This window comes from Vibrio sp. D173a (genome assembly GCF_030248475.1).
On sequence record NZ_JAHGAH010000229.1, the window covers coordinates 1 to 23,469 of the forward strand.

General features: G+C 47.4%; 22 protein-coding genes and 2 pseudogenes. 16 read left to right on the top strand and 8 right to left on the bottom strand.

Annotated elements, in window-relative coordinates; all coding sequences use genetic code 11:
- Positions 1-94, top strand: a pseudogene (locus KIV40_RS20970) (IS5/IS1182 family transposase); the annotation flags it as partial.
- 330 nt (positions 95-424) lie between these two features.
- Positions 425-724 carry a hypothetical protein gene (locus tag KIV40_RS20975; protein WP_010643713.1) on the top strand — a complete coding sequence of 100 codons (300 nt, stop codon included), beginning with the start codon at positions 425-427 and terminating at the stop codon, positions 722-724.
- A gap of 194 nt (positions 725-918) precedes the next feature.
- On the opposite strand, the gene KIV40_RS20980 is transcribed toward KIV40_RS20975, so the two are convergent.
- Both KIV40_RS20980 and KIV40_RS20985 read right to left on the bottom strand, forming a co-directional pair.
- Positions 919-1,398 (bottom strand): hypothetical protein, encoded by a 480-nt coding sequence (locus KIV40_RS20980; protein ID WP_285351133.1) that lies wholly within the window; start codon positions 1,396-1,398, stop codon positions 919-921.
- Positions 1,399-1,609: 211 nt separating this feature from the next.
- Complete coding sequence (locus tag KIV40_RS20985; protein ID WP_285351134.1) at positions 1,610-2,212, bottom strand: winged helix-turn-helix domain-containing protein; 603 nt, start codon at positions 2,210-2,212, stop codon at positions 1,610-1,612.
- A 303-nt stretch (positions 2,213-2,515) separates the two neighbouring features.
- On the opposite strand from KIV40_RS20985, the gene KIV40_RS20990 reads away from it, so the two are divergent.
- The gene (locus KIV40_RS20990; protein WP_010643718.1) at positions 2,516-3,133 is read left to right on the top strand and encodes a porin family protein; all 618 of its coding nucleotides are present in this window, start codon (positions 2,516-2,518) and stop codon (positions 3,131-3,133) included.
- Between the two features lie 97 nt (positions 3,134-3,230).
- Here KIV40_RS20990 and KIV40_RS20995 read toward each other — a convergent pair whose 3' ends face one another.
- The 5 genes from KIV40_RS20995 to KIV40_RS21015 form a co-directional block, all read right to left on the bottom strand.
- Positions 3,231-4,127: a hydroxymethylglutaryl-CoA lyase gene (locus KIV40_RS20995; protein WP_012129127.1), complete on the bottom strand. Its 897-nt coding sequence runs from the start codon at positions 4,125-4,127 to the stop codon at positions 3,231-3,233.
- Positions 4,124-4,969 carry an enoyl-CoA hydratase/isomerase family protein gene (locus KIV40_RS21000; RefSeq protein ID WP_005431580.1) on the bottom strand — a complete coding sequence of 282 codons (846 nt, stop codon included), beginning with the start codon at positions 4,967-4,969 and terminating at the stop codon, positions 4,124-4,126. Before KIV40_RS21000 ends, KIV40_RS20995 begins: the two co-directional genes overlap by 4 nt.
- A 33-nt stretch (positions 4,970-5,002) precedes the next feature.
- Positions 5,003-6,607: a carboxyl transferase domain-containing protein gene (locus KIV40_RS21005; RefSeq protein WP_285351135.1), complete on the bottom strand. Its 1,605-nt coding sequence runs from the start codon at positions 6,605-6,607 to the stop codon at positions 5,003-5,005.
- A gap of 21 nt (positions 6,608-6,628) precedes the next feature.
- Positions 6,629-7,798, bottom strand: coding sequence for an isovaleryl-CoA dehydrogenase (locus KIV40_RS21010; protein ID WP_285351136.1), 1,170 nt, complete (start codon positions 7,796-7,798; stop codon positions 6,629-6,631).
- 112 nt (positions 7,799-7,910) lie between these two features.
- On the bottom strand, positions 7,911-8,294 hold the full coding sequence (locus KIV40_RS21015) for a MerR family DNA-binding transcriptional regulator (protein ID WP_005431432.1): 384 nt from the start codon (positions 8,292-8,294) through the stop codon (positions 7,911-7,913).
- Positions 8,295-8,595: 301 nt separating this feature from the next.
- Between KIV40_RS21015 and KIV40_RS21020 the strand changes: the two genes are divergently transcribed.
- The 13 genes from KIV40_RS21020 to KIV40_RS21080 all read left to right on the top strand — a co-directional run bounded on the left by KIV40_RS21020 (position 8,596) and on the right by KIV40_RS21080 (position 23,003).
- A complete protein-coding gene (locus KIV40_RS21020; protein WP_134977488.1) occupies positions 8,596-9,807 on the top strand; it encodes an acetyl-CoA C-acyltransferase in 1,212 nt (403 codons plus the stop codon).
- Between the two features lie 36 nt (positions 9,808-9,843).
- On the top strand, positions 9,844-11,337 hold the full coding sequence (locus KIV40_RS21025; protein ID WP_012129133.1) for a CoA-acylating methylmalonate-semialdehyde dehydrogenase: 1,494 nt from the start codon (positions 9,844-9,846) through the stop codon (positions 11,335-11,337).
- Positions 11,338-11,354: 17 nt separating this feature from the next.
- Positions 11,355-12,509 carry an acyl-CoA dehydrogenase family protein gene (locus tag KIV40_RS21030; RefSeq protein ID WP_285351137.1) on the top strand — a complete coding sequence of 385 codons (1,155 nt, stop codon included), beginning with the start codon at positions 11,355-11,357 and terminating at the stop codon, positions 12,507-12,509.
- Between the two features lie 68 nt (positions 12,510-12,577).
- Positions 12,578-13,366 carry an enoyl-CoA hydratase gene (locus KIV40_RS21035; RefSeq protein ID WP_012129135.1) on the top strand — a complete coding sequence of 263 codons (789 nt, stop codon included), beginning with the start codon at positions 12,578-12,580 and terminating at the stop codon, positions 13,364-13,366.
- A gap of 8 nt (positions 13,367-13,374) precedes the next feature.
- Positions 13,375-14,499 carry an enoyl-CoA hydratase/isomerase family protein gene (locus KIV40_RS21040; RefSeq protein ID WP_285351139.1) on the top strand — a complete coding sequence of 375 codons (1,125 nt, stop codon included), beginning with the start codon at positions 13,375-13,377 and terminating at the stop codon, positions 14,497-14,499.
- 11 nt (positions 14,500-14,510) lie between these two features.
- A complete protein-coding gene (mmsB, locus tag KIV40_RS21045; protein ID WP_285351140.1) occupies positions 14,511-15,416 on the top strand; it encodes a 3-hydroxyisobutyrate dehydrogenase in 906 nt (301 codons plus the stop codon).
- A gap of 182 nt (positions 15,417-15,598) precedes the next feature.
- Positions 15,599-16,357: an SDR family oxidoreductase gene (locus tag KIV40_RS21050; protein ID WP_012129138.1), complete on the top strand. Its 759-nt coding sequence runs from the start codon at positions 15,599-15,601 to the stop codon at positions 16,355-16,357.
- A 582-nt stretch (positions 16,358-16,939) separates the two neighbouring features.
- A complete protein-coding gene (cyoA, locus tag KIV40_RS21055) occupies positions 16,940-17,821 on the top strand; it encodes a ubiquinol oxidase subunit II (RefSeq protein ID WP_005431534.1) in 882 nt (293 codons plus the stop codon).
- A 5-nt stretch (positions 17,822-17,826) separates the two neighbouring features.
- Positions 17,827-19,863, top strand: a complete 2,037-nt coding sequence (cyoB, locus tag KIV40_RS21060; RefSeq protein ID WP_005532284.1) for a cytochrome o ubiquinol oxidase subunit I — start codon at positions 17,827-17,829, stop codon at positions 19,861-19,863.
- Complete coding sequence (cyoC, locus tag KIV40_RS21065; RefSeq protein WP_012129142.1) at positions 19,853-20,452, top strand: cytochrome o ubiquinol oxidase subunit III; 600 nt, start codon at positions 19,853-19,855, stop codon at positions 20,450-20,452. The genes cyoB and cyoC overlap by 11 nt, the downstream gene beginning before the upstream one ends.
- The gene (gene cyoD / locus KIV40_RS21070) at positions 20,452-20,763 is read left to right on the top strand and encodes a cytochrome o ubiquinol oxidase subunit IV (protein ID WP_012129143.1); all 312 of its coding nucleotides are present in this window, start codon (positions 20,452-20,454) and stop codon (positions 20,761-20,763) included. Before cyoC ends, cyoD begins: the two co-directional genes overlap by 1 nt.
- 8 nt (positions 20,764-20,771) lie before the next feature.
- The gene (gene cyoE, locus KIV40_RS21075; RefSeq protein WP_285351141.1) at positions 20,772-21,644 is read left to right on the top strand and encodes a heme o synthase; all 873 of its coding nucleotides are present in this window, start codon (positions 20,772-20,774) and stop codon (positions 21,642-21,644) included.
- Between the two features lie 264 nt (positions 21,645-21,908).
- A complete protein-coding gene (locus tag KIV40_RS21080) occupies positions 21,909-23,003 on the top strand; it encodes an NADH:flavin oxidoreductase (RefSeq protein ID WP_285351142.1) in 1,095 nt (364 codons plus the stop codon).
- 355 nt (positions 23,004-23,358) lie between these two features.
- Here the strand turns inward: KIV40_RS21080 and KIV40_RS21085 are convergent.
- Positions 23,359-23,469, bottom strand: a pseudogene (locus tag KIV40_RS21085) (LysR family transcriptional regulator); the annotation flags it as partial.

Genomic DNA, 23,469 nt, shown 5'->3' on the forward strand with positions numbered 1-23,469 from the left:
AGCTATTTCAAGTAGATATGACAAGTTAGAAAGGAATTATGCCAGCATGTTATCGCTGGCATTCATGTTAATGTGGTTACCGATGTATTGCTGAATACGAAATGTACAGCAAAGATCAACACGCCCTAGTCTCTCTTGGTTAATTTATAGGTATGAATGTGAAGTTGTTCACAGAAGTAGAACGTGAATTCCGTGCTCAAACTTGCAACTTATCTATTTTGACATTCACATTGCTTAAAAAACACTCTCTTTTGCAATAGGTATCGTGTATCCGTCATTTCGACTCGTCAGATTCACCTTATATTTCGCCATTATGCATCAAGGTACGATTGCGTTAAGGTCGATTTGCCAAAATGGCAGGTTGCACTTGGTGCGATTGCTAAATCTATGATGATTAAAAACGAATATTTAGGGAGTTCATGCGATGAGTTATGAATTTGACGACAGTGATCAAAGAACACGTTTCGACAAAAGTAAGCACGTTTCTGTGAGTCCGAGTAGCATGCGGAAATATCATGATTGGCGCAGATTGATCGTTGATCAAAACTACTCGCCGAAAGAGGCGGCATCTGCTGTGGGGGATTCCCACTATGAGCAGTTGAAAGGGAAGAAGTTTGAAACCTATCCAATTTATTCGATACGCTTGAATCAAACGGACCGAGTAACCTTTATCTACCCGTCATCAAACAGCATTAAGATCATCAATATTGGTGGCCATTATTGATGCATCTCGCTTGGGCAGAAGTCTGCTTTTCGGGCTTGAATAAGCGTCCAATTGGAACTTCTGCCTGCGCTTGGATTAAGTCGGCATTATCGCCATAGAGAAGCGTACCTTCCGTGGTTGGCCAGCTGATTTAACTCTTACTGTACATCCGTCCGGTTTGCCGAGTTCCTCCAAATGCAACCTTGCATCGATTCCTAAACCTTGTGGCAGGCAATGTTCACATCTTCGCTTTCGTTTGTGTTAAAGAAGAAGAGACGCTCATCTTGGATAAAGTAATTTAAATCAGACTCAAAACCGACCAAGCTGTCTTTATCCCTGGTAAATAAGGGAGACTCGGTTGGAGTCAGGTTCCAATCGACACTATTAAACTTTTGCTGGATTCGCTGTCCATTGACTTCATTTGTCGCTGTGAGCACAAGTTCGAAAGGTTCTTTCAATCCCGACTTATGATTGAGCATGCCTGACTGGTAGTAAATCACACTGGTATTGGAAGGAAAGTAGATGGTCGTATACTCTTCGATGCTTTGATATTGGCGATACGCTGCTGAAGTAAATCCCGCTTTTTTTTCTGAACAACGCCATCGGGTGCCGCTAAAATCGTAACTTTCAAATTGCCAGCAATAAATGGCAAATGCAGTTGTAATCGCTGCAAACACCACCGCTAAAATGCGCATATCGCCTCCTTGCTAGAGTATGAGTCGGCAATATATTCGCCCAATTGTTCTCTCTGAACATTAAAGTGGCGATACATATGGTTTTTATTCCCATCCGTTTTGTGCAACCAAATAGTCAAAGCGACCATATTTGCCTCATAGATCGAAGGGAAAAGGCGTATGTACACGTCTGCATTACATTGCACTTGGGGTAATTTATTCAGTAGCAGTTTTAAATTGTCGGCCGAAATAAACCCTGGAGTGGCGTCATGTAAATAGATGTTGGTTTGTCCGACGACAAGGTGTTGATAGTTGTCTTTTTTATATAGCTTGGCTTCTCGAAAAGTGGTTTTAAGTTTAGAAGGGTGAGCAAAGCTACAACGGTGCCAACAACATAAACCGCAGCTAGAAGGATAGTACTGGTTTTCTGTCGCATTGGATGGGTGAGGCTTACTTCATCGCTCTGATTATCGCAGACAGTTTCTGAGCCAGTTTCTTCAATTTGAGGTACTGGTTGCGTGATGGCCTCAATGGATTCGGCCTGAATAAAATAACCGACTTTACTGATGGTTTTGATTTCAGCGTTTTGGGCTTTTAAAGAAAGCAGGTTACGACGTAGGCCAGAAACCACGTTGGTTAATGCTTGATCGGTCACGACCAACCCTTCCCAGCAGGTCTTGAAAAGTTCCTCTCGGGATACAGGTTCATTTTTTTGCAGGAGCAGTAAAAGAACCTCATAAGGAAGAGGCCTGAGAACGACTTTATTTCCGTTTTGATTACGTAACGTCCTTGTTGCACATTCTAAAGTTAAGTTCGAAAACTGGATCGATTTCATTGCTAAATTGGCTTTTTAGAAGGCAACTTCTATCTCGTTAGGTGAGATTAAAAAGTTATGGGAACCTAAACTTATTTTGAAAGCGGCACAGTCTACCGAGATTAATTTATAAATCAAGTTTGCAGTTTAAATGAAAATAAATCATTAAAAATCAGTGCATTGATATTTTTTATGGCCTTTTAAGCCTTGCTTTAAGTAAGGGTATAAATATAAATGTGAAAACAATTTGATTTCTGTTTAGTTATTTAAGGGGTGAGATTTTAGAGTGTGTCGACTCAAACAACACGGCAAAGACAATTCAAAATGAAAAAGGTTTTTCTTCTTACTGCACTGGTTTCTAGTTTTGCATCTGCTAACGATATGAGTGGCTTTTATCTTGGTGCGGGCATCGGTAATACCGATTTTGATGACGCAGGCTACATGAATGATGTAAGTCACGCAATCGCTCGACACTCAGGGGCAAGCGTTCCTCTAACTTCAGATTCGGATGGCTCTGCATACAAGTTGATTGCTGGTTATCAAATCAACCGCATTGTTGCTATTGAAGCACAATACACTAAGTATGCGGATACTGATGTTAAGGTGCAAAATGTTTCGGCTTTAAAGCTAAGCCACGATACGTTTACCGTAGCCGCAAATGTAGGTTACACGTTCGACAATGGCTTACGCCCATTTGCAACGCTTGGTTTAGGTTCAATCAGCTACGAAGTAAAAGAAAACGTCACAGGCAACAACTTTAAGGACAGCGAGAGTGGCGGCACGGTTCGTTTAGGTGTTGGCTTGGAGTATGCGCCAGTAATGCTAGGTGGTCTTGCATTCCGTGCAGGTTATGAAGTTGACCATTACACGCTAGAAACTGCATTTAAAGATTACGACCAGTCTGTTGGATCTTGGTACGTGGGTTCTACTTACAAGTTTTAACACCTTTTTGTCTAAAACTCATCGTACTTGAAAATGACAAAGCTGCCTTGTTAAGCAAGGCAGCTTTTTGTTTTACAAAGAACTTTTTGTTTTATGATTAACGTTGCTTTAATGCCATCGATACCTTCGAGGTCGGCTGACGGTTTAGCTCTTCACTGATCATCCATCCGGCTTTGGCGAGCAACTCCAAATCTACTCCTGTCTCGATTCCTAAACCTTGGCAAAGGTAGAGCACATCTTCGGTAGCAACATTACCCGATGCGCCATGAGCGTAAGGACAGCCCCCAAGTCCAGCCACACTACTATCGACGGTATGGACACCCATTGTTAAGGCTTGGTAGATATTTGCTAACGCTTGTCCCCACGTATCGTGAAAATGCACAGCGAGCTTATGGGTTGGGACTTTCACTAGTACGGCTTCTAACATTTTAGCGATGCGCATAGGCGTGCCTGTACCTATGGTGTCTCCAAGTGAAACCTCATAGCAGCCTAATTCCATCAGCAGGTTAGCGACTCTTGCCACTTGTTCTGGTTTGGTTGATCCATCGTAAGGGCAGTCTGCCACGCAAGATAAGTAGCCCCGAACGGGAATGTTATGGGTTACTGCCAATTCCATTACCGGCTCAAAGCGGGTGAGGCTTTCCGCAATCGAGCAATTGATGTTGTGTCTGCAAAAGCCCTCCGATGAGGAGGTGAAGATAGCAACGTGGGTAGCTCCAGCTTCTAGCGCTTTCTCAAAGCCTTGCACATTAGGCGTTAACGCTGAGTAGGTGACGTTGTGGCGGCGGGTGATTCTCTTCATCACATCGAGTGAATCGGCCATTTGAGGTACCCATTTAGGCGACACAAAAGAGCCTGCCTCAATATGGGTGAGCCCTGTATCCGAGAGCAGGTCGATTAAGCGGATCTTGGCTTGCGTGGACACTGGCGATTCGTTTTGTAATCCGTCTCTCGCACCCACTTCGACAATATTTACCTTGTTTGGCAAATTCATTTCTTGCCCTTAGCTGGCTTGTTTATCCAACCCGGTTCTCGCTTCTCCAGAAAGGCTTGTAGGCCGTCTTGTCCTTGCGGTGATACGCGAATATCGGCGATCAGTTGGCTCGTGTATTGGATAAGCTGACCATCAATCGGATTTTGGTGGCATTGATGGCATAACGCTTTGGCTTTTCGCATTGCATCTGGGCTATTGAGCAGCAAAGAATCAATCAAACTTTCTACCACGGCTTCGATTTTATCCAGCTTATGAACCTCATGCACAAGGCCAAACTTTTCTGCTTTGGCGGCGTTAATAACTTCGGCACTGAGTATGTAACGACGAGCTTGACGGTTTCCCATAGCACGCATGACATAAGGAGAGATAGTTGCCGGAACCAGCCCTAGCTTGACTTCACTCAAGCAGAACTTCGCATTCTCCGCCGCGACGGCAATATCACAACAACAGATTAAGCCCAGTGCGCCACCAAATGCGGAACCCTGCACAACCGCAATGGTAGGCTGAGGGAAAGCGTCCAGTGTATGCATCAGACGAGCGAGGTTCTGTGCGTCTTCAAGGTTTTGCTTTCTGGTGCTGTTTGCCATGGATTTCATCCAATTTAAATCCGCGCCAGAGGAGAAGTGCTTGCCGTTTCCTCGAAGTACTAAGCATCGAACATCGGTGCGTAAAGCGAGGTAGTCAAGCCTATGGATCAGCAAGTCAATCATACAGGCATCAAACGCATTGTGCTTCTCTGTACGATTGAGCGTTAGCGTTGCGACGCCGAATTCATCGACGTTCCAAAGTACTTCATCTTGTCGCTTTGTATTGGGGATGATACTCGGTTGATGATCCTGCATGTGACGTCCTTTCTTCTCTAGATTTCTACATTGCTACATTCTGAATATGCCAAAGTTGCTGTCAGGAATTGGAGCATTGAGCGATGCTCTTAACGCTTGAGCTAACACCTGACGCGTTTCTTTCGGGTCGATGATGCCGTCATCCCACAAACGTGCGCTGGCGTAGTAGGGATGCCCCTGAGACTCATACAAGTCTACGATAGAATCTCGGAATGCACTTTCTTCTGGTTCTGGCCAGTCTTCACCTTGGCGCTTTATCACTTCTCGCCGTACTTGAGTGAGCACGCCCGCGGCTTGTTCTCCGCCCATTACTGAGATTCGTGCGTTCGGCCACATCCACATCATGGTTGGGTCATAAGCGCGACCGCACATGCCGTAGTTGCCTGCGCCGTAAGAGCCGCCAATAATCACGGTGAACTTGGGTACGTCCGCACAGGCGACTGCCATCACCAGTTTTGCGCCGTGTTTGGCAATGCCTTCCGCTTCAAGCTTTTTGCCTACCATAAAACCAGTGATGTTTTGCAAAAAGAGTAGGGGAATTTTGCGTTTGGCACACAGCTCAATAAAGTGCGCGCCTTTCTGTGAGGACTCTGAAAACAAGATGCCGTTGTTTGCCACAATGCCAATCAAATTGCCGTGGATTCGAGCGAAACCACACACTAAAGTCTTGCCATAAAGCGCCTTGAACTCGTCAAAGTCTGAGTCGTCGACCACGCGAGCGATGATCTCTCGAACATCAAAAGACAAGCGAAGGTTTGCATTGACGATGCCGTACATCTCTTCGGCGTCGTAACGCGGTGGCAAGACGGTTTTGTCGCTTTGGAAGGGGAGTGATTGATTGGTATTTGAGATGGCTTCGCGCGCCAGCTGCAATGCGTGCTGGTCATTTTCTGCATAGTAATCGGCAACGCCAGACTTGCGACAGTGCACATCGGCACCGCCAAGCTCTTCATCCGTTACGATCTCTCCGGTTGCGGCTTTCACTAGCGGTGGACCTGCCAAGAAGATGGTGCCTTGCTCTTTGACCATAATGGAAACGTCCGACATGGCTGGTACATAAGCGCCACCAGCGGTACAAAGCCCCATCACCACTGCAACTTGAGGAATGCCCTGTGCCGACATTCTGGCTTGATTGAAGAAGATGCGTCCGAAGTGCTCTTTGTCAGCAAACACTTCCGCTTGGTGAGGGAGGTTCGCCCCCCCAGAATCCACCAGATAGACGCAAGGCAGTTGGCAACGTTGTGCGATCTCTTGCGCGCGTAGATGCTTTTTCACGGTGAGTGGGTAATAGGTGCCGCCTTTCACTGAGGGGTCGTTGGCGATCACCATGCATTGAATGCCTTCAATGGTGCCAATCCCAGCAACCACACCTGCGCATGGAATTGATTCTTCATAGACGTTCCAAGCGGCAAATTGTCCGACTTCAAGAAACTCGCTGCCTTCATCTAAAAGGAGCATGACACGCTCACGAACGGGCAGTTTCCCTTTCAGACGTTGGCGGTCAATGGCTTTCTGTCCGCCACCTTGTTTGATGGCTTTGATATTGGCTTTAAGGTTGCTCACCAACTCGGTCATGACCGCTTTATTCGACAAAAACAGCTCGTCGGTTGGCTTGGTTTTACTTTTAATGATTGCCATAGTGACTTCCTTGTCGGTGGGTTAGAGAGACTCTTCGAACAGCTCTCGTCCAATTAACATGCGGCGAATTTCAGATGTGCCAGCGCCAATCTCATACAGTTTGGCGTCGCGTAGCAAGCGCCCTGTCGCGTATTCGTTGATGTAGCCATTACCGCCCAACAGCTGAATAGCATCGAGGGACATTTGCGTGGCGAGCTCGGCGCTGTAAAGGATCACGCCAGCGGCATCTTTACGTGTGCATTCACCTCGGTCGCACGCGGCAGCGACGGTATAAACGTAAGCTTTGGCGGCGTTCATGCGTGAATACATGTCAGCAAGCTTTCCTTGTACCAGTTGGAACTCACCAATGGATTTGCCGAACTGTTTGCGGTCATGCACATACGGAACCACTTCGTCCATGCAGGCTTGCATGATGCCAAGCGGGCCGGCGGCTAGTACCACGCGTTCGTAATCTAAGCCACTCATTAACACTTCAACACCACGGTTTAATTCACCCAACACATTTTCTTTAGGCACGACACAATCTTGGAACACTAATTCACAGGTGTTGGAGCCGCGCATACCAAGTTTGTCGAGCTTCTGTGCATGGCTAAAGCCTTCAAACTCTCGCTCAATAATGAAAGCGGTGATACCGCGAGAGCCTCCATTAGGATCGGTTTTCGCGTAGACCACTAAGGTGTCGGCATCGGGACCGTTGGTGATCCACATTTTATTGCCATTCATCAGATAGTGATCGCCTTTGTCTTCAGCACGAAGCTGCATGCTAACTACGTCAGATCCCGAGTTCGGCTCACTCATGGCTAGTGCGCCGACGTGAGAACCATCGATGAGTTTAGGTAGGTACTTTTCTCGTTGAGCAGGGGAGCCATTGCGAAAGATTTGGTTAACACAAAGGTTGGAATGTGCGCCGTAACTGAGCGCGACAGATGCCGAAGCTCGGCTGATCTCTTCCATCGCAACAACATGAGCAAGGTAGCCCATACCTGCACCACCGAACTCTTCGTCGACGGTCACGCCGAGCAAACCCATTTCACCAAACTTGGACCACAGATGATTGGGGAATTGGTTGTCGCGGTCGATATCTGAGGCGATAGGGGCGATATGCTCGGTGGCAAACGCGTTGACGTGGTCTCGGAGCATATCGATGGTTTCACCAAGCCCAAAGTTGAGTGGGGTGTAGCTGCTTTTCATAACATTTCCCTGTTGCGAGTACTGCGGTTGTTAGTACGGATAAGGTTCGAGTTACACTGCTTGGGCTTGGAAATTATGGTTATTCTTGTTTTTATTACTCAATAACTTAGAGCTATTGGCTGTTGGTTTTATTGTTGCTCAGCGCTTGCTTACATCGCTCTTTGGCGGTTTCTAGCTCGTTCATCACGACGCTAATGTCGTCGAGTTGTTGCTGTAAGTGTGCTTGTTTTTCATCAATGATGGTCAACATTTTGAGCAGTTGCCCATCGCTTTGCTGGGTATCGTACAGCTCGAACAATTCTCGAATTTCTGCAAGTGAAAAGCCCAATCGCTTGCCACGTAAAATCAGCTTGAGACGGATCTTGTCTCTACGTTGATAAACGCGAATATTGCCTTTTCGTTCTGGCTCTATCAGCCCGACATCTTCGTAAAAACGAATGCTTCGGGTGGTAATGTCGAACTCCTTGGCGAGGTCACTAATCTTGTATTTATCCACTCGGCTTGTCCCTCTGAGTAAAAGTTTTGGCTTCTTAAAATCCCGTCATGCTTTTATCTGAAAGGCCTAGTATCGGTCTTCGCACAAAACAGGAGAAAAAATTATGTTGTTATTAATGTGTTTCTTTACGTTTACGTAAATGTTAGTGCTATGCTTACGTAAACGTCAAGGAATCACAGTGCGAAAATTCATTGCTTTATGAGAGGCTGGAGTGACAACACACTTCGTGTGAATGCTCCGTGGTAGCAGGTGTGAAGGATGAGTTGTTGAACTGTGAGTTATCGTCAAAAGGGACGAAATCATGGGAAACGACATCTGGATTGTCAGTGCAAAGCGAACGCCAATTGGGCGTTTTCAAGGTCAATTACAAGGATATTCAGCGCCTCAATTAGGGGCATTTGCCATCAAATCGGCAGTGGGAGCGAGCGGGATTAGCCAAGTCGATGAAGTCTATATGGGCTGCGTATTACCAGCAGGGTGCGGGCAAGCTCCAGCCAGGCAAGCGGCGCTAGGTGCAGATCTTCCGCTAACCACAGGCTGTACCACCATCAACAAAGTATGTGGCTCGGGAATGAAGAGCGTCATGCTGGCTCACGATCTCATCAAAGCGGGTAGTATTCGAAGTGCTATTGCTGGTGGGATGGAAAGCATGACCAACGCACCGTATCTGCTCAAAGAAGCACGCAACGGCATGCGAATGGGTCATCAATCTACCTACGATCACATGTTCCTCGACGGTCTTCAAGACGCGTATGAAGGGCATTTGATGGGAGTCTATGCGCAGCAAACGGCTGACCGTTCTGAGTTTACCCGTGAGCAAATGGATGAATGGGCGATCCTATCCGCTACAAGAGCATTGGAAGCGCAAGAGCAGCGTCTGTTTGACGATGAAATCTCGCCGATAGAAATTACGACACGTCATAACACTTCAATTTTGGATTACGACGAGCATCCTCGCTCGATTAAGCTCGACAAAATTCCTCAACTCAAACCTGCTTTTGATAAGAACGGCTCGGTGACGGCTGCGAACTCAAGTGCGATATCCGATGGTGCTGCAGCCTTGGTGTTAATGGACTCGCAGGTGGCACTGCATCAAGGTTTAACGCCATTAGCAATCATCAAGGGGCACTCGACCCATGCCAGAAAGCCCGCCGAATTTACCCTCGCGCCTGTCTTTGCAATAGAGCAGTTGTTATCTCAACTCGACTGGTCAGTAGACGAGGTTGATCTTTGGGAGATCAACGAAGCGTTCGCCGTTGTTACGCAAATTGCGGTACGTCAATTGGGCATCGATAAAGACAAAGTAAACATCAAAGGTGGGGCGTGTGCGCTTGGGCATCCAATTGGTGCGAGCGGAGCACGTATTTTGGTGACCCTCATTCATAGTCTACGCCAGCTACAAGTGCTCAGTGTTGACGGTGACAACAACAATAAAAAGGTGATGCGAGGTGTTGCATCACTGTGTATCGGTGGTGGTGAAGCCACTGCCATTGGTGTCGAGATACCGCTTTAAATTCAATTATCAAATAACGTAAAGAAGGACTAGATTATGACTCGCACGGTTCCCTTATTCATCGATGGTGAGTTTCGTGAATCTCAAGCAACGGATTGGGTAGAAGTCACAAACCCTGCCACCAATAATGTGATTGCGCGATTGCCATGCGCAACGGATGAAGAGATGCACGCGGCAATTGAGAGTGCAAAAGCCACCTTTACCTGTTGGAAAGATGTCGCCGTGTCTGAGCGGGCGCGTTTAATGCTGCGCTACCAACATCTACTGAAAGAACATCATGATGAATTGGCGACGTTACTTTCTCACGAGACGGGCAAGATCTTTGCGGATGCAAAAGGGGATGTGTGGCGTGGTATCGAAGTGGTCGAGCAAGCTGCAAATATTGCCAGCAACATGATGGGAGAAACCGTCGAGAACGTTGCGACCGATATCGACAGCTATTCGCTGATCCAACCGCTTGGGGTGTGCTGTGGTATTACGCCGTTTAACTTCCCCGCCATGATCCCTTTGTGGATGTTCCCAATTGCGATTGCGAGCGGTAATACCTTTGTCCTTAAGCCTTCTGAGCAAGTGCCCCTCACGTCAATTCGCTTGGCTGAACTGTTCGAAGAAGCGGGTGCACCAAAAGGTGTGCTACAAATCGTGCACGGTCGTAAAGAGCAGGTCGATTTGCTGCTGAAACATCCCGATATCCAAGCCGTTTCTTTCGTCGGTTCTGTACCCGTAGCGCAATACATTTACACCACAGGCACACAGAACTTCAAACGTGTTCAAGCCTTTGCTGGCGCGAAAAACCATATGGTAGTGATGCCAGATGCGAACAAAAACCAAGTGGTGAACAACTTAGTTGGCTCTTCGGTTGGTGCGGCAGGGCAACGTTGTATGGCGATATCTGTCGCTGTGTTTGTAGGTAGTTCGAAAGAGTGGATTGCCGACCTAAAGCAAGAAATGGCGAAAGTGCATCCCGGCGCTTGGGATGACGAAAATGCCGCTTACGGTCCTTTGATTAGCGCACAAGCAAAACAGCGTGTGCTTGGTTTGATTGAAGAAGGCAAACAACAAGGGGCGGTGTGTGAACTTGATGGTAGCCAATGTGAAGTGGAAGGCTTCCCAGAAGGTAACTGGGTCGGTCCGACTTTATTCAGTGGCGTCACTACCGAGATGTCGATTTACACCCAAGAAATCTTCGGGCCTGTTTTGGTGTGTATTGAGGTCGACACGTTACAAGAAGCGATAGAGCTCGTGAATCGCAACCCATACGGCAACGGCACTTCCATCTTCACTGCGAATGGTGCGGCGGCGAGAAAGTATCAACATGAGATTCAAGTCGGGCAGGTAGGTGTGAACGTGCCAATTCCAGTGCCTTTGCCATTCTTCTCGTTTACGGGTTGGCGCGGCAGCTTTTACGGTGATTTGCACGCCTACGGCAAACAAGCGGTGCGCTTCTACACAGAGACCAAAACCGTGACGGCTCGTTGGTTTGATGACGATATCCCAACCGGTCCAAACTTGACTATTAACTTGCGCTAACGAAGTAAGGAGATCATATGGATTTTGAACTCAACGAAGATCAACGTATGTTTGCCGACACCGCGCAGCAGTTTGCGGCAGAGCGTTTAGCGCCAATGGCAGCAGAGTGGGATGAGAAACAAATCTTCCCCAAAGACATTCTACGAGAGGCAGGAGAGCTTGGCTTCTTGAGCCTCTACACACCAGAAGAACAAGGCGGTTTGGGCTTAAGCCGTTTGGATGCGTCTATAATCTTCGAGCAACTCTCGATGGGGTGTACGTCGACCACCGCATTTATGACCATTCACAACATGGTGACTTGGATGGTCGCGAGCTTTGCTAGCGAAGAGGTAAAAGACGCGTTCTGCCCCAAACTTATTATGGGTGACTTTCTCGGTTCTTACTGTTTAACCGAGCCAAACGCAGGTTCGGACGCGGCATCTCTAACGACTTCTGCAACTAAACAAGGTGATAACTACATACTCAACGGCGGCAAAACCTTTATTTCTGGCGCAGGCGATACCGACGTTTTAGTCGTGATGGCGAGAACCGGCGATGCAGGTGCGAGAGGCGTATCCGCGTTTGTTGTCCCCGCCGATGCAGATGGCATTAGCTACGGACGTAAAGAGCCGAAAATGGGCTGGAACAGTCAGCCAACACGCGCGGTAACGTTCGACAATGTTTCTATTCCTGCGTCACATTTGCTCGGGGAAGAAGGGCAAGGGTTTGTGTTCGCCATGAAAGGTTTGGATGGCGGACGCATCAACATTGCGACCTGCTCTGTCGGTACGGCTCAGCAAGCGTTGAATCAAGCGGCGCAGTACATACAAGAACGTAAACAGTTCGGCAAATCATTAGCTCAATTCCAAGCATTGCAGTTCAAACTGGCAGACATGGCAACCGAGCTTGTCGCTGCTCGCCAACTGGTGCGGTACGCCGCTAGCAAGTTAGACCGAGGTGACCCAGACGCCACGACTTATTGTGCCATGGCAAAACGCTTTGCTACCGATGTCGGCTTTCAAGTCTGTGATCAAGCGCTGCAACTTTACGGTGGCTATGGTTACATCAAAGAATACCCAATGGAACGCTATTTCCGTGATGTTCGAGTGCACCAAATCTTGGAAGGCACCAATGAGATCATGCGTTTGATCATCGCACGTCGATTGCTCGCAGAGGAGTCGGCATTGTTATAGACGCAACGCCAAGCTCTGCTTTTATTCATAAAACTCAGGTCATTTTCATCAAGAAAGGATTCAGAGATATGTCATTACCAGAACAACAAGCGATTCAACACACCATCAGCAATCACGTTGCGGTGGTGACCATGAACAACCCGCCTGCCAATACTTGGACGTCAGGAAGTTTAACGGCATTAAAGGAATTGGTGCTTGCGTTAAACGACAACAAAGACGTTTACGCTCTAGTGCTCACAGGGAATGGTGAGAAGTTTTTCTCGGCTGGTGCAGACCTCAAGTTGTTTGCCGATGGCGATAAAGCGGTTGCGTTAGAGATGGCGCGGATCTTTGGTGAAGCCTTTGAAACGCTGTCTGCATTTCGAGGGGTTTCCATCGCGGCCATCAACGGTTATGCCATGGGAGGCGGATTGGAAGTCGCATTGGCGTGTGATATTCGCGTGGTGGAAGAGCAAGCCGTGCTGGCACTGCCAGAGGCGAAAGTGGGCTTACTGCCTTGTGCTGGTGGTACGCAAAACCTAACCGCATTGGTCGGTGAAGGTTGGGCGAAACGCATCATATTGTGCGGTGAACAAGTCGGTGCAGCACAAGCGCGAGAACTTGGGTTAGTAGAAGAAGTGGTGGAAAAAGGTGTAGCGCTGAATAAAGCCATTGAGCTTGCAGAATCGGTTGCCAATCAATCGCCGTCTTCGGTAACTGCATGTAAAGCGCTTATCCAAAACATGCGTTCAGCGCCACTCAAACATGGTCTGATTAAAGAGCGAGAACTGTTTCTAAACTTATTCGATACCGAAGATCAAACCGAGGGGGTTCGTGCCTTCTTGGAAAAACGTAAACCCAACTGGAAGAATCAATAGGAGGTCGCATGACAGGGAAAGTAACCATTAGCGAAATAGATTGCTTAGACGGCGTGCACCGAATTGGTATCGCGACGTTAGACAACACGGCTTCTTTGAATGCGTTGACTTACGACATGTTGGCAGAGCTCAACGACCAACTTATCGAATGGCAAGATGACCCTGATTTGGTTTGTGTCATCCTCAATGGGGCGGGCGAAAAAGCGTTTTGTGCAGGGGGCGATGTACGAACCATGTACCATGTCATGCACGAGAAAAGCAAAGAAGAAACTGCCGAATTCTGCTCTAACTACTTCTCGCTCGAATACGAGTGTGACTACCTGATTCATACCTACCAAAAGCCAATCATTGGCTGGGGTGAGGGCATTGTGATGGGCGGAGGTATGGGCTTGTTTATGGGCACTAGCCACAGGGTTGTTACCCCTAAATCTCGTCTTGCGATGCCAGAGATCAATATCGGGCTTTATCCAGACGTGGGTGGCACTTGGTTCTTAAGCCAAATCGACCCAGAAGTAGGTTTGTTCTTAGGACTGACTGGCGCAAGGGTGAATTCAAGTGACGCGGTCACTGTTGGTTTGGCAGAATGGTTGCTGTTGGAAGAGCAATATCCGGCATTGCTTGAAGAATTGAAGCAAGTAGCTTGGGGTTCTGCTGATGCCAAATCGCTAGTCAGCGCGTTACTTCAATTAATGGAAGAGGAAGTTATCGACAGTAAACCAACCACACAAATCTGCCCGTATCTCGACCAAATTAAAGAAGCCTGCAAAGGTTCAGATTTAAATCAGATTGCCCAACGCATTCAAGCAATAGAAGGCGGCACTCAATGGCTTGAGATCGCGCAAAAGTCATTTGCCTCGGGCAGTCCGATCACCGCGCATATCTGCTTAAGACAAGTCAAAGAGTACCACCGTTTATCGTTGGCGGATTGTTTCCGTCTAGAGCTAACCTTGTCAGTTCGTAGCGCATTACTCGGTGAGTTTGAAGAGGGCGTGCGCTCTCGATTAGTTGATAAAGACGGCAATCCAAAATGGATGTTTAACAGCGTCAGTGAAGTCGATGAAAGCGTCATCGACACCTTGTTTACTTCTCTTTGGTCAGAAGAGGAACATCCACTTGCACAGCTAGGAAAATAAGGAGAAACAACATGAGTACCATTGCATTTATTGGCTTGGGCAACATGGGCAGTCCAATGGCACAAAACCTATTGGCGTCAGGGTTTCATGTGCAAGTGTTCGATGTGGATGTGAACGCCGCGAAGCAACTCGAACCGTTTGGCGCAGTGGTTGCTAGTACCTTAGAAGAAGCCGTGGATGGCGCTGGCACGGTGATCACCATGCTACCTGCAGGTGCACACGTGCGTGCGGTGTATTTGGGGGATTTACGTGGTGGTGTTGGTTTGCTCAACATTGTGCAGGACAATGCATTGCTGATTGACTGTTCGACCATTGATCCAGATTCTGCTCGTTTGGTGGCGAACGAAGCACAGAACAAACGATTGTTGTTTGTTGATTCTCCTGTCTCAGGCGGCGTGGCAGGTGCAAAAGCGGCAACGCTGACCTTTATTGTTGGCGGTTCGGACGAAGCATTCTCCAAAGCCAATGCGATCTTGCGATACATGGGTAAAAACGTATTCCACGCAGGGAAAGCAGGCGATGGTCAGATGGCGAAGATCTGTAACAACCTGATGCTGGGCATTTTGATGTCGGGAACTTGCGAAGCGCTCAATCTTGGTATTGACCACGGACTTGATCCGAAAGTATTATCCAACATCATGGTGCAAAGCTCAGGTCGAAACTGGGCGTTAGAGCTTTATAACCCATGTCCCGGAGTGATGGACTCTGCACCAGCGAGCAATCAATACAACCCTGGTTTTATGAGTAAGCTGATGTTGAAAGATCTTGGCTTAGGTTTGGATGCAGCGCTGCAAACTAACTCTTCTGTTCCGATGGGCTCTTTGGCTCGTAATCTTTATGTATTCCACAATGCCAGCGGTCATGCGGAACTCGATTTCTCAAGCTTGTTTGAATTCTATAAGAACCAGAAGGGCTAAAAGAGAGATTCCCTATCACGCTCGTTCTTCGCTGTAGGGAATGACGGTTTTGGCGAGGCTAAGACTGCCATTCACTTTATCTGGACGAGCTCGATAGTTTCTAAGTAAATAGGTTCTAGGCAAACAGTTTGTTACTAGACAAGCTTTTGAACATGGAAGTCATCCAGTAATGGAGTACAGATATGGATTTAAAAAACAGTGTCATTGCAATCACAGGGGCGGGGCAAGGGTTAGGACAGATGATGGCGGTCAGCCTTGCTCAAGCGGGCGCAGATTTAGCCCTACTTGACGTGAACGAAACCGGGCTTCTGAATACTCAAGAGCAATGCCGAATGCTCAGTGCCAAGGCGCTGATTTACCGACTAGATGTTACCAATGAATCTGAAGTGGAAGAAACCTTTGACGAGATTATCCAAGACTTTGGGCAGCTAAACGGCTTAGTTAATAACGCAGGCATTTTGCGAGATGGATTGTTAGTCAAAGCCAAAGAAGGCGAGATCACCAAGATGTCGCTTGAGCAGTTCAACCTAGTGATGAACGTCAACGTCACAGGCACCTTCTTATGTGGTCGAGAAGCGGCAGTCAAAATGATCGAAAGTGGCTCGAAAGGTGCCATCATTAACATCTCCAGCGTCGCAAGAGCGGGCAATATTGGGCAAACCAATTATTCTGCATCGAAGGCTGCCGTTGCGACCATGGCAACAACATGGGCAAGAGAGCTTTCCAGATACGGCATCCGTGCTGCGGCCATTGCCCCCGGTGTTATCAAAACCGCTATGGCGGACCAAATGAAGCCAGAAGCCATAGGCCGACTGCAAAAGATGATACCTGTCGGAAGGATGGGGGAGACAAGTGAGATTGCTCATGCCGTAAAATACATTCTCGAAAACGACTATTTCACTGGGCGGGTGCTCGAAGTGGATGGCGGGATAAGAATGTAAACAAAGAGCCGATTATGGCTCTTTTTTGTTTCTGATGGTTCAGCTCTCAAGTTATCGACGTTTTATCATTCAATGTGTCAATGTTTGACTGGTGATCTCACTAATTTGTCAAATGCCATGTAAATAGTATGTGAATTCATAACTATGATGCTTGTCACGCTTTATTTAATTCGTACTTTCTAATGTAGTGCTCGGCGTATTTTCTAATGCGTGACTAAACATGTCACCTTTTCCTCTTTATTGATCCTTTCAGTAAAAGGCTTTAATCCTGAAGCACGTAAATATTGTGTGTCTTTTTTTGTCTTCATTGCCTAATGCTTTGTTTCGTAAATGGAATGTTAGTTTCCATTTTTGTCTGGTGAGGTTTCTCCTTTCTCTACCCATAATGCGGTCGAATGTAACAATGTATTTCAAAGAGTGTAACAATAAACTCACGTTGTGAGTGTGGTTTTAACCATCAAGCAACTTGATGTTCCTACTAAGAAGTCCATTGCTGCACAAGCTCAACACAAAAATATTCTAATGACCAAGACAACCAATTACAGGGCTTGCTCTGTTATTGGCTAACCATCGAGAAAGTTAATGGAAGCTTCAAGATATACACGCATCTTATCGAGGATAAGTTTGGTGGCGACCATCCTTATGCTCGCAGGGTGTAACTCTGCTCTACTTGACCCGAAAGGTAGTATTGGCGTTCAGGAGAAAGAGCTGATCATCACAGCCCTTCTACTGATGCTGATTGTCGTGATCCCTGTGATTCTTATGACAATCTACTTTGCTTACCGCTACCGTGAGTCAAATACAGGCGAGGAGTACGCGCCGGATTGGTCGCATTCGACCAAGATCGAAGTGGTGGTATGGACTATTCCAATCATCATCATCGCGATTCTAGCCGCCATCACTTGGCGCTCTACTCATGAGTTAGAGCCATCTAAGCCAATCGAAAGTGATGTTAAACCGATCACCATCGAAGTGGTGTCGCTCGACTGGAAATGGCTATTCATTTACCCAGAAGAGAACATTGCGACAGTTAACTACGTGGCATTCCCTAAAGATGTTCCTGTTCAGTTCAAACTGACGTCGGACAACATCATGAACGCGTTCTTCATCCCACGTTTGGGAACACAGATTTACGCAATGCCTGGCATGGTGACCAAGCTGAACCTGATTGCGAATCACACTGGTGATTACAAAGGTTTTGCTTCTAACTACAGCGGTGAAGGCTTCTCACAAATGAAGTTCACAGCATCGGCAATGGAAGATCGCACGGCATTCCTAAACTGGGTGCAACAAGTGAAAGCTAGCCCAGATCGTATTGAAGACTGGGAGCAATTCCGCTCGCTTGCATCACCAACGGTGGCTGAGCCTGTGAAGCTGTTCTCTAGCGTTCCACCATTTTTGTTCACCGACGTCGTGACCCAGCATCCGGGTTCAATGAACTGTTTGCCGGAAAATCTAGGATAACCGCAATGTTTGGAAGATTAACACTTGAATCAATCCCTTATCACGAGCCGATTATCGTCGTCACTCTAGCGGTGATCGCGATCGTTGGTTTGGCTGTCGTTGCGGCGATAACCAAAGCGGGTAAGTGGCAATACTTATGGAATGAATGGTTTACTTCAGTAGACCACAAAAAATTAGGCTTTATGTACATCGCTGTGGCAATGGTGATGTTGATTCGTGGCTTTGCTGATGCGGTCATGATGCGTAGCCAACAGCTGCTTTCTGCGGCAGGTGAGACCGGTTATCTACCACCACATCACTACGATCAAATCTTTACTGCCCACGGCGTAATCATGATTTTCTTCGTGGCGATGCCGTTGGTTATTGGTTTGATGAACATCATCGTACCGCTGCAAATTGGTGCGCGTGACGTGGCATTCCCTTACTTAAACAACCTGAGTTTCTGGTTGTTTGTTGTGGGTGTGATCCTAACCAACATGTCACTTGGCTTAGGTGAGTTTGGTCGTACTGGTTGGTTGGCGTATCCGCCACTGTCTGGTATCGAAGCAAGCCCAGGAGTCGGGGTAGACTATTGGATATGGGCACTGCAAATATCTGGTGTGGGTACCACGCTGACGGGCGTGAACTTCTTCGCAACCATCTTGCGCATGCGTACACCGTCTATGCCAATGATGAAGATGCCAGTGTTCACGTGGGCGTCCCTGTGTGCCAACATCCTAATCATTATTTCATTCCCAATCCTTACGGTAACCATCGCGCTACTGACATTGGATCGCTACATCGGTACACACTTCTTCACCAATGATCTTGGTGGCAACGTAATGATGTACGTGAACTTGATTTGGGCATGGGGTCACCCAGAAGTATACATCTTGATCTTGCCTATCTTTGGTGTGTTCTCTGAAGTAACCGCAACGTTCTCACGCAAGAAACTGTTTGGTTATACCTCTCTAGTATGGGCGACCATCGTTATTACGATTTTGGCGTTCGTCGTTTGGCTGCATCACTTCTTCACCATGGGCTCAGGTGCGAATGTGAATGCGTTCTTCGGCATCGCCACCATGATTATCTCTATCCCTACCGGGGTGAAGATCTTCAACTGGCTATTCACCATGTACAAAGGTCGAATCCGCTTTACCACTCCGATGATGTGGACGGTTGGCTTCCTAATTACCTTCTCTGTAGGTGGTATGACGGGCGTACTAATGGCAGTGCCAGGCGCGGACTTTGTTCTGCACAACTCAGTGTTCCTGATTGCGCACTTCCATAACGTAATCATCGGTGGTGTGGTATTCGGTTGTTTCGCTGCAATCACATACTGGTTCCCGAAAGCAACTGGCTTCACCATGAACGAAACATGGGGCAAACGTGCATTCATTTGCTGGATTGTCGGTTTCCTAATGGCGTTCCTACCACTGTACGCGCTGGGCTTTATGGGTATGACGCGTCGTCTAAGCCAAGATCTGAACCCAGAGTACTTCCCACTGTTGGCAGTTGCCGCAGCGGGTACGGCAGTGATTGCGCTTGGCGTGGCTTGTCAGTTCATTCAAATCTACGTGAGTGTTCGTGACCGTGAGCAAAACCGTGACCTAACGGGTGACCCGTGGGGCGGTCGTACTTTCGAGTGGGCGACTTCTTCACCACCGCCGTTCTACAACTTCGCGCACCTACCAAAAGGCGACGTTCTAGATGGGTTCTGGTACCAAAAACAGAGTGGCGAATTCGATCCAACCAAAGAAGTGGAATACGAGCGTATCCATATGCCGAAGAACACACCAACAGGTATCTACGTATCTGCATGGGCATTGGTGTTTGGCTTCGCGATGATTTGGTACATCTGGTGGCTAGCAGCAGCAAGCTTTGTTGGCATCATCGTGACTTGTATTCAACACAGCTACAACGACGATGTGGATTACTACGTTGAAGTTGAAGAAATCAAAGCGATTGAAGCGGAGCGTCGAGCTCAACTTGAAGAAGCGAAGAAAAACGAAGTGAAAGACAACGAGAAAAAAGACGATCTGGAGGTGACGTATGCAAGCTAATGTAGCCGCTCACGAGCACGATCATCACCATGACTCGGCCGGCAACAAGTTGTTTGGTTTCTGGGTTTACCTAATGAGTGACTGTGTATTGTTTGCGACCTTGTTTGCAACCTACGCAGTACTTGAAAGTGGCTCTATCGCGGGCCCAACAGGTAAAGATATCTTTGAACTGCCGTTCGTATTTGTAGAAACCATGTTGCTACTGTTTAGTAGTATCACGTTTGGCTTCGGCATGATTGCGATGAAGCGCAAAGATGTCGCAGGCCTAAAACGTTGGTTAAAAGTAACCTTCTTGCTTGGTCTTGGCTTCATCTGCATGGAAGTGTATGAGTTCCATCACCTAATTGAAGAAGGTTACGGGCCGCAAGAAAGTGCGTTCCTGTCTGCGTTCTTTACCTTGGTGGGCACTCACGGTCTGCACGTGACCTTTGGTTTGATCTGGCTGGCGGTGGGTTACCACCAGCTATCAACTAAGGGCCTTAACGACAACATGTCGATGCGATTCCAGTGTCTAAGCTTGTTCTGGCACTTCCTAGACATCGTTTGGATTTGCGTATTCACCATCGTTTACTTACTGGGGGTTATGTAATGGAAAACCATCTAGATACCGGTGCTTCTGATTACGTAAAAGGCTTCATCGCGTCGCTGATCCTGACGGTGATTCCTTTCTACTGTGTGTGGGCGCAACTGCTGCCAGATACTGCGACTTATGCCGTGTTATTTGGTTGTGCGCTTGTTCAGATCTTCGTGCACTTTAAGTACTTCCTGCATATGGAAGTGAAAACACCAGAAGGCCAATGGAACTTCGTTTCACTGATGTTTACCGCCATTGTTGTTTTGATTCTTATCGCAGGTTCGATTTGGATCATCTACAACATGAACGTCAACATGAAGTTGTAGGCTAGGGTATGCTGAAAAGATATTTGTCTATTACCAAACCGGGCATCATTTTCGGCAACCTGATTTCTGTTGCGGCGGGGTTCTTCCTCGCCGCAAAATCAGAACCAGCGAGCTTTCTGTTGTTATTGACAACGTTAGTTGGCGTGGGGCTTGTAATTGCATCAGGATGCGTGGTGAATAACATCTTTGACCGCGATATCGATCAAAAGATGAAGCGCACGCAAAACCGCGAATTGGTGATGAGTAACATCAATACCGACGCGGCTTTTGTTTATGCTTTAGTATTGTTGCTTAACGGAACGGCGCTGCTATTCCAAGTGGTGAATCCGCTTTCGGCCGTGGTTGTACTCTTGGGTTACGTGTTTTATGTCTTCTTTTACACTATGTGGTACAAGCGAAATTCAGTTTACGGCACCTTAGTTGGCAGTATTTCCGGCGCAGTTCCTCCTTTGGTGGGTTACCTAGCCGTGACCAACTACATTAGCTTGGAAGCTACATTGCTGTTCGTCATGTTTTGTCTGTGGCAAATGCCGCACTCTTACGCGATTGCTATGTTCCGCATGCAAGATTACCGTGATGCAGGCATTCCAGTGCTTCCTGTTAAAGAGGGGATTGCCAAAGCGCATCAGCATATGAAAGCGTACGTGGTTGCTTTTGGCGTGGTTGCTATCGGGCTGTTTATGCTAGGTGAAGCAGGTTACGAGTACTTAGCCGTTTCGGCTGCGGTGTGTTTTATGTGGACACGTGTGACGTTCCAAAAAGTGGATTACAACAACTACATCCAGTGGTCTAAATCGGTGTTTAAGATGTCGTTATTGGTTGTCATGGGCATCAGCGGCGTACTTGGTCTGGAGTTGATTCCACTGCCGTTTATTCATTAAAGGAAAGTAGGTCTGAGTTAACGATTGATGCCATCAGTAGTGGTGATGAGAACAAACCCAATGAATGCGAAATCGGTGACCTATCTCACCAAACCTTAATCCAGATTAAAGTTTTCCCGCAGTTTCGGCGGTAAGGTTCGTGTCGCTCATTGCACTGAACAGAAATTCAGAGAAGGAACAGCCATGCTTTGTGTATCGCTGTTCCTTTTTCGTTCCTGCTCGGTAGTGATGTATCTAAAAAGACAGATTTTAAGAGGACTGGACTTGAGCATTTTGTTTTCAGAAGCCCGCATTGGCAACATGACACTAAAGAACCGCTTTGTACGAAGTGCAACGTGGGAAAATATGGCAACGGAAGACGGTCACATGACCGAGAAGCTGTACGACATTTATGAAGAACTCGCCAAGGGTGAAGTGGGGTTGATCGTTACTGGCTACGCGAACATCGTAGAAGAAGAAAAGCCTAACGCAGGCATGATGGGGATCTACAATGACTCTTTCATCGATGGATACAAAAAGCTGACTGACCTTGTCCATGAGCATGATGCTAAGATTGTCATGCAGATCGCTTACGGCGGCACAAAAACGACCTTCAACGTTGGCGAGCGTGTGATTTTTGCTCCAAGTGAAGTGCCAGAGCGTGGCACCAAAACGGAAGGCAAAGCGATGACTCAAGATGAGATTGACTACATCGTTAAAGCATTTGCGCTAGCGAGCAAGCGTGCACAAGCTTCTGGCTTTGATGGTGTAGAAATCCACGCGGCGCACACGTACCTGATCAACCAGTTCTTAAGCCCATATTACAACCGTCGCGAAGACCAGTACGGCGGCAGCCTAGAGAACCGCATGCGTTTTCTTATGGAGATCTATGACGAAACACGCAAGCTAGTTGGTGATGATTTCCCGATTCTGGTGAAGCTGACAGCAACGGAATTCTTCGATGGTGGTTTGACGTTCGATGAAACGCGCATTGTTTGTAAGAAGCTAGAAGAAGTGGGCGTGGATGCGATCATTGTATCGGGTAACATTCACGGCAACGCAAGCACCATGGTAGGTGAATCGTTCGACGGTTACGCGCTACAAGAAGAAGGTTACTTCCACGAATACGGCCAAGTGTTCAGCCAAGATGTGAGCGTACCTGTGATTACCGTGGGTGGCTTAAACGACTTCTGTGCGATTGAAGACTTGGCTGAAAATACCAAGATTCAATTCTTCGCGCTTTCTCGTCCATTATTGGCAGAGCCACAATTGATCAAGCGCTGGAAAGACGGTAACCGCGCCGAAGTGGACTGCGAACGCTGCTCTAAGTGTCGCACCAAGCGTGGCAACTTCTGCGTGGTTTACAAGCGCAGAAAGTAGTGCGTTCTAGCTCATGAAATTTTAAAAAGCCCCTGATGCTTAACGTGTCAGGGGCTTTTTTAGTTGTGAGTTATACCCAAGTAACCTCGAGATGCTGGTTCAGCGAGAATGATTTGGTTTGTAGACGCGGCGGCGATTTAAAGGTTTGGTGGTTCTAAATCAAGAATCGATAACAAAGTATACAAGCCAAGGCCCTTACTATTTGCAAAGAGGACCCTTTGGGAGCGTGTCATTGACCCGATTGCTGCGTCAAACAACTTGGAAATAGCTGGCTATTACGCTGCGTTGTCTTCCTTGCCCTCGAATCAATGACAACGCTCTGAATCCTGCATCTTGAAGTCACTTGGGTATATGCTTATGCGGATTCTACTTCTTCTTGGTAGTTCAAGTAATGAATGCACAAATCATGAAACGCTTTTGCCTGAGGGGAGATGGTTCTGTCCGTCAGAGTAAAGATGCCAACCTG

What these genes read in the sequence shown, in the direction of transcription:
- KIV40_RS20975 (WP_010643713.1), top strand. Translation starts at nt 425, where the DNA reads ATGAGTTATGAATTTGACGACAGTGATCAAAGAACACGTTTCGACAAA.
- KIV40_RS20980 (WP_285351133.1), bottom strand. Translation starts at nt 1,398, where the DNA reads ATGCGCATTTTAGCGGTGGTGTTTGCAGCGATTACAACTGCATTTGCC.
- KIV40_RS20985 (WP_285351134.1), bottom strand. Translation starts at nt 2,212, where the DNA reads ATGAAATCGATCCAGTTTTCGAACTTAACTTTAGAATGTGCAACAAGG.
- KIV40_RS20990 (WP_010643718.1), top strand. Translation starts at nt 2,516, where the DNA reads ATGAAAAAGGTTTTTCTTCTTACTGCACTGGTTTCTAGTTTTGCATCT.
- KIV40_RS20995 (WP_012129127.1), bottom strand. Translation starts at nt 4,127, where the DNA reads ATGAATTTGCCAAACAAGGTAAATATTGTCGAAGTGGGTGCGAGAGAC.
- KIV40_RS21000 (WP_005431580.1), bottom strand. Translation starts at nt 4,969, where the DNA reads ATGCAGGATCATCAACCGAGTATCATCCCCAATACAAAGCGACAAGAT.
- KIV40_RS21005 (WP_285351135.1), bottom strand. Translation starts at nt 6,607, where the DNA reads ATGGCAATCATTAAAAGTAAAACCAAGCCAACCGACGAGCTGTTTTTG.
- KIV40_RS21010 (WP_285351136.1), bottom strand. Translation starts at nt 7,798, where the DNA reads ATGAAAAGCAGCTACACCCCACTCAACTTTGGGCTTGGTGAAACCATC.
- KIV40_RS21020 (WP_134977488.1), top strand. Translation starts at nt 8,596, where the DNA reads ATGGGAAACGACATCTGGATTGTCAGTGCAAAGCGAACGCCAATTGGG.
- KIV40_RS21025 (WP_012129133.1), top strand. Translation starts at nt 9,844, where the DNA reads ATGACTCGCACGGTTCCCTTATTCATCGATGGTGAGTTTCGTGAATCT.
- KIV40_RS21030 (WP_285351137.1), top strand. Translation starts at nt 11,355, where the DNA reads ATGGATTTTGAACTCAACGAAGATCAACGTATGTTTGCCGACACCGCG.
- KIV40_RS21035 (WP_012129135.1), top strand. Translation starts at nt 12,578, where the DNA reads ATGTCATTACCAGAACAACAAGCGATTCAACACACCATCAGCAATCAC.
- KIV40_RS21040 (WP_285351139.1), top strand. Translation starts at nt 13,375, where the DNA reads ATGACAGGGAAAGTAACCATTAGCGAAATAGATTGCTTAGACGGCGTG.
- mmsB (WP_285351140.1), top strand. Translation starts at nt 14,511, where the DNA reads ATGAGTACCATTGCATTTATTGGCTTGGGCAACATGGGCAGTCCAATG.
- KIV40_RS21050 (WP_012129138.1), top strand. Translation starts at nt 15,599, where the DNA reads ATGGATTTAAAAAACAGTGTCATTGCAATCACAGGGGCGGGGCAAGGG.
- cyoA (WP_005431534.1), top strand. Translation starts at nt 16,940, where the DNA reads ATGGAAGCTTCAAGATATACACGCATCTTATCGAGGATAAGTTTGGTG.
- cyoB (WP_005532284.1), top strand. Translation starts at nt 17,827, where the DNA reads ATGTTTGGAAGATTAACACTTGAATCAATCCCTTATCACGAGCCGATT.
- cyoC (WP_012129142.1), top strand. Translation starts at nt 19,853, where the DNA reads ATGCAAGCTAATGTAGCCGCTCACGAGCACGATCATCACCATGACTCG.
- cyoD (WP_012129143.1), top strand. Translation starts at nt 20,452, where the DNA reads ATGGAAAACCATCTAGATACCGGTGCTTCTGATTACGTAAAAGGCTTC.
- cyoE (WP_285351141.1), top strand. Translation starts at nt 20,772, where the DNA reads ATGCTGAAAAGATATTTGTCTATTACCAAACCGGGCATCATTTTCGGC.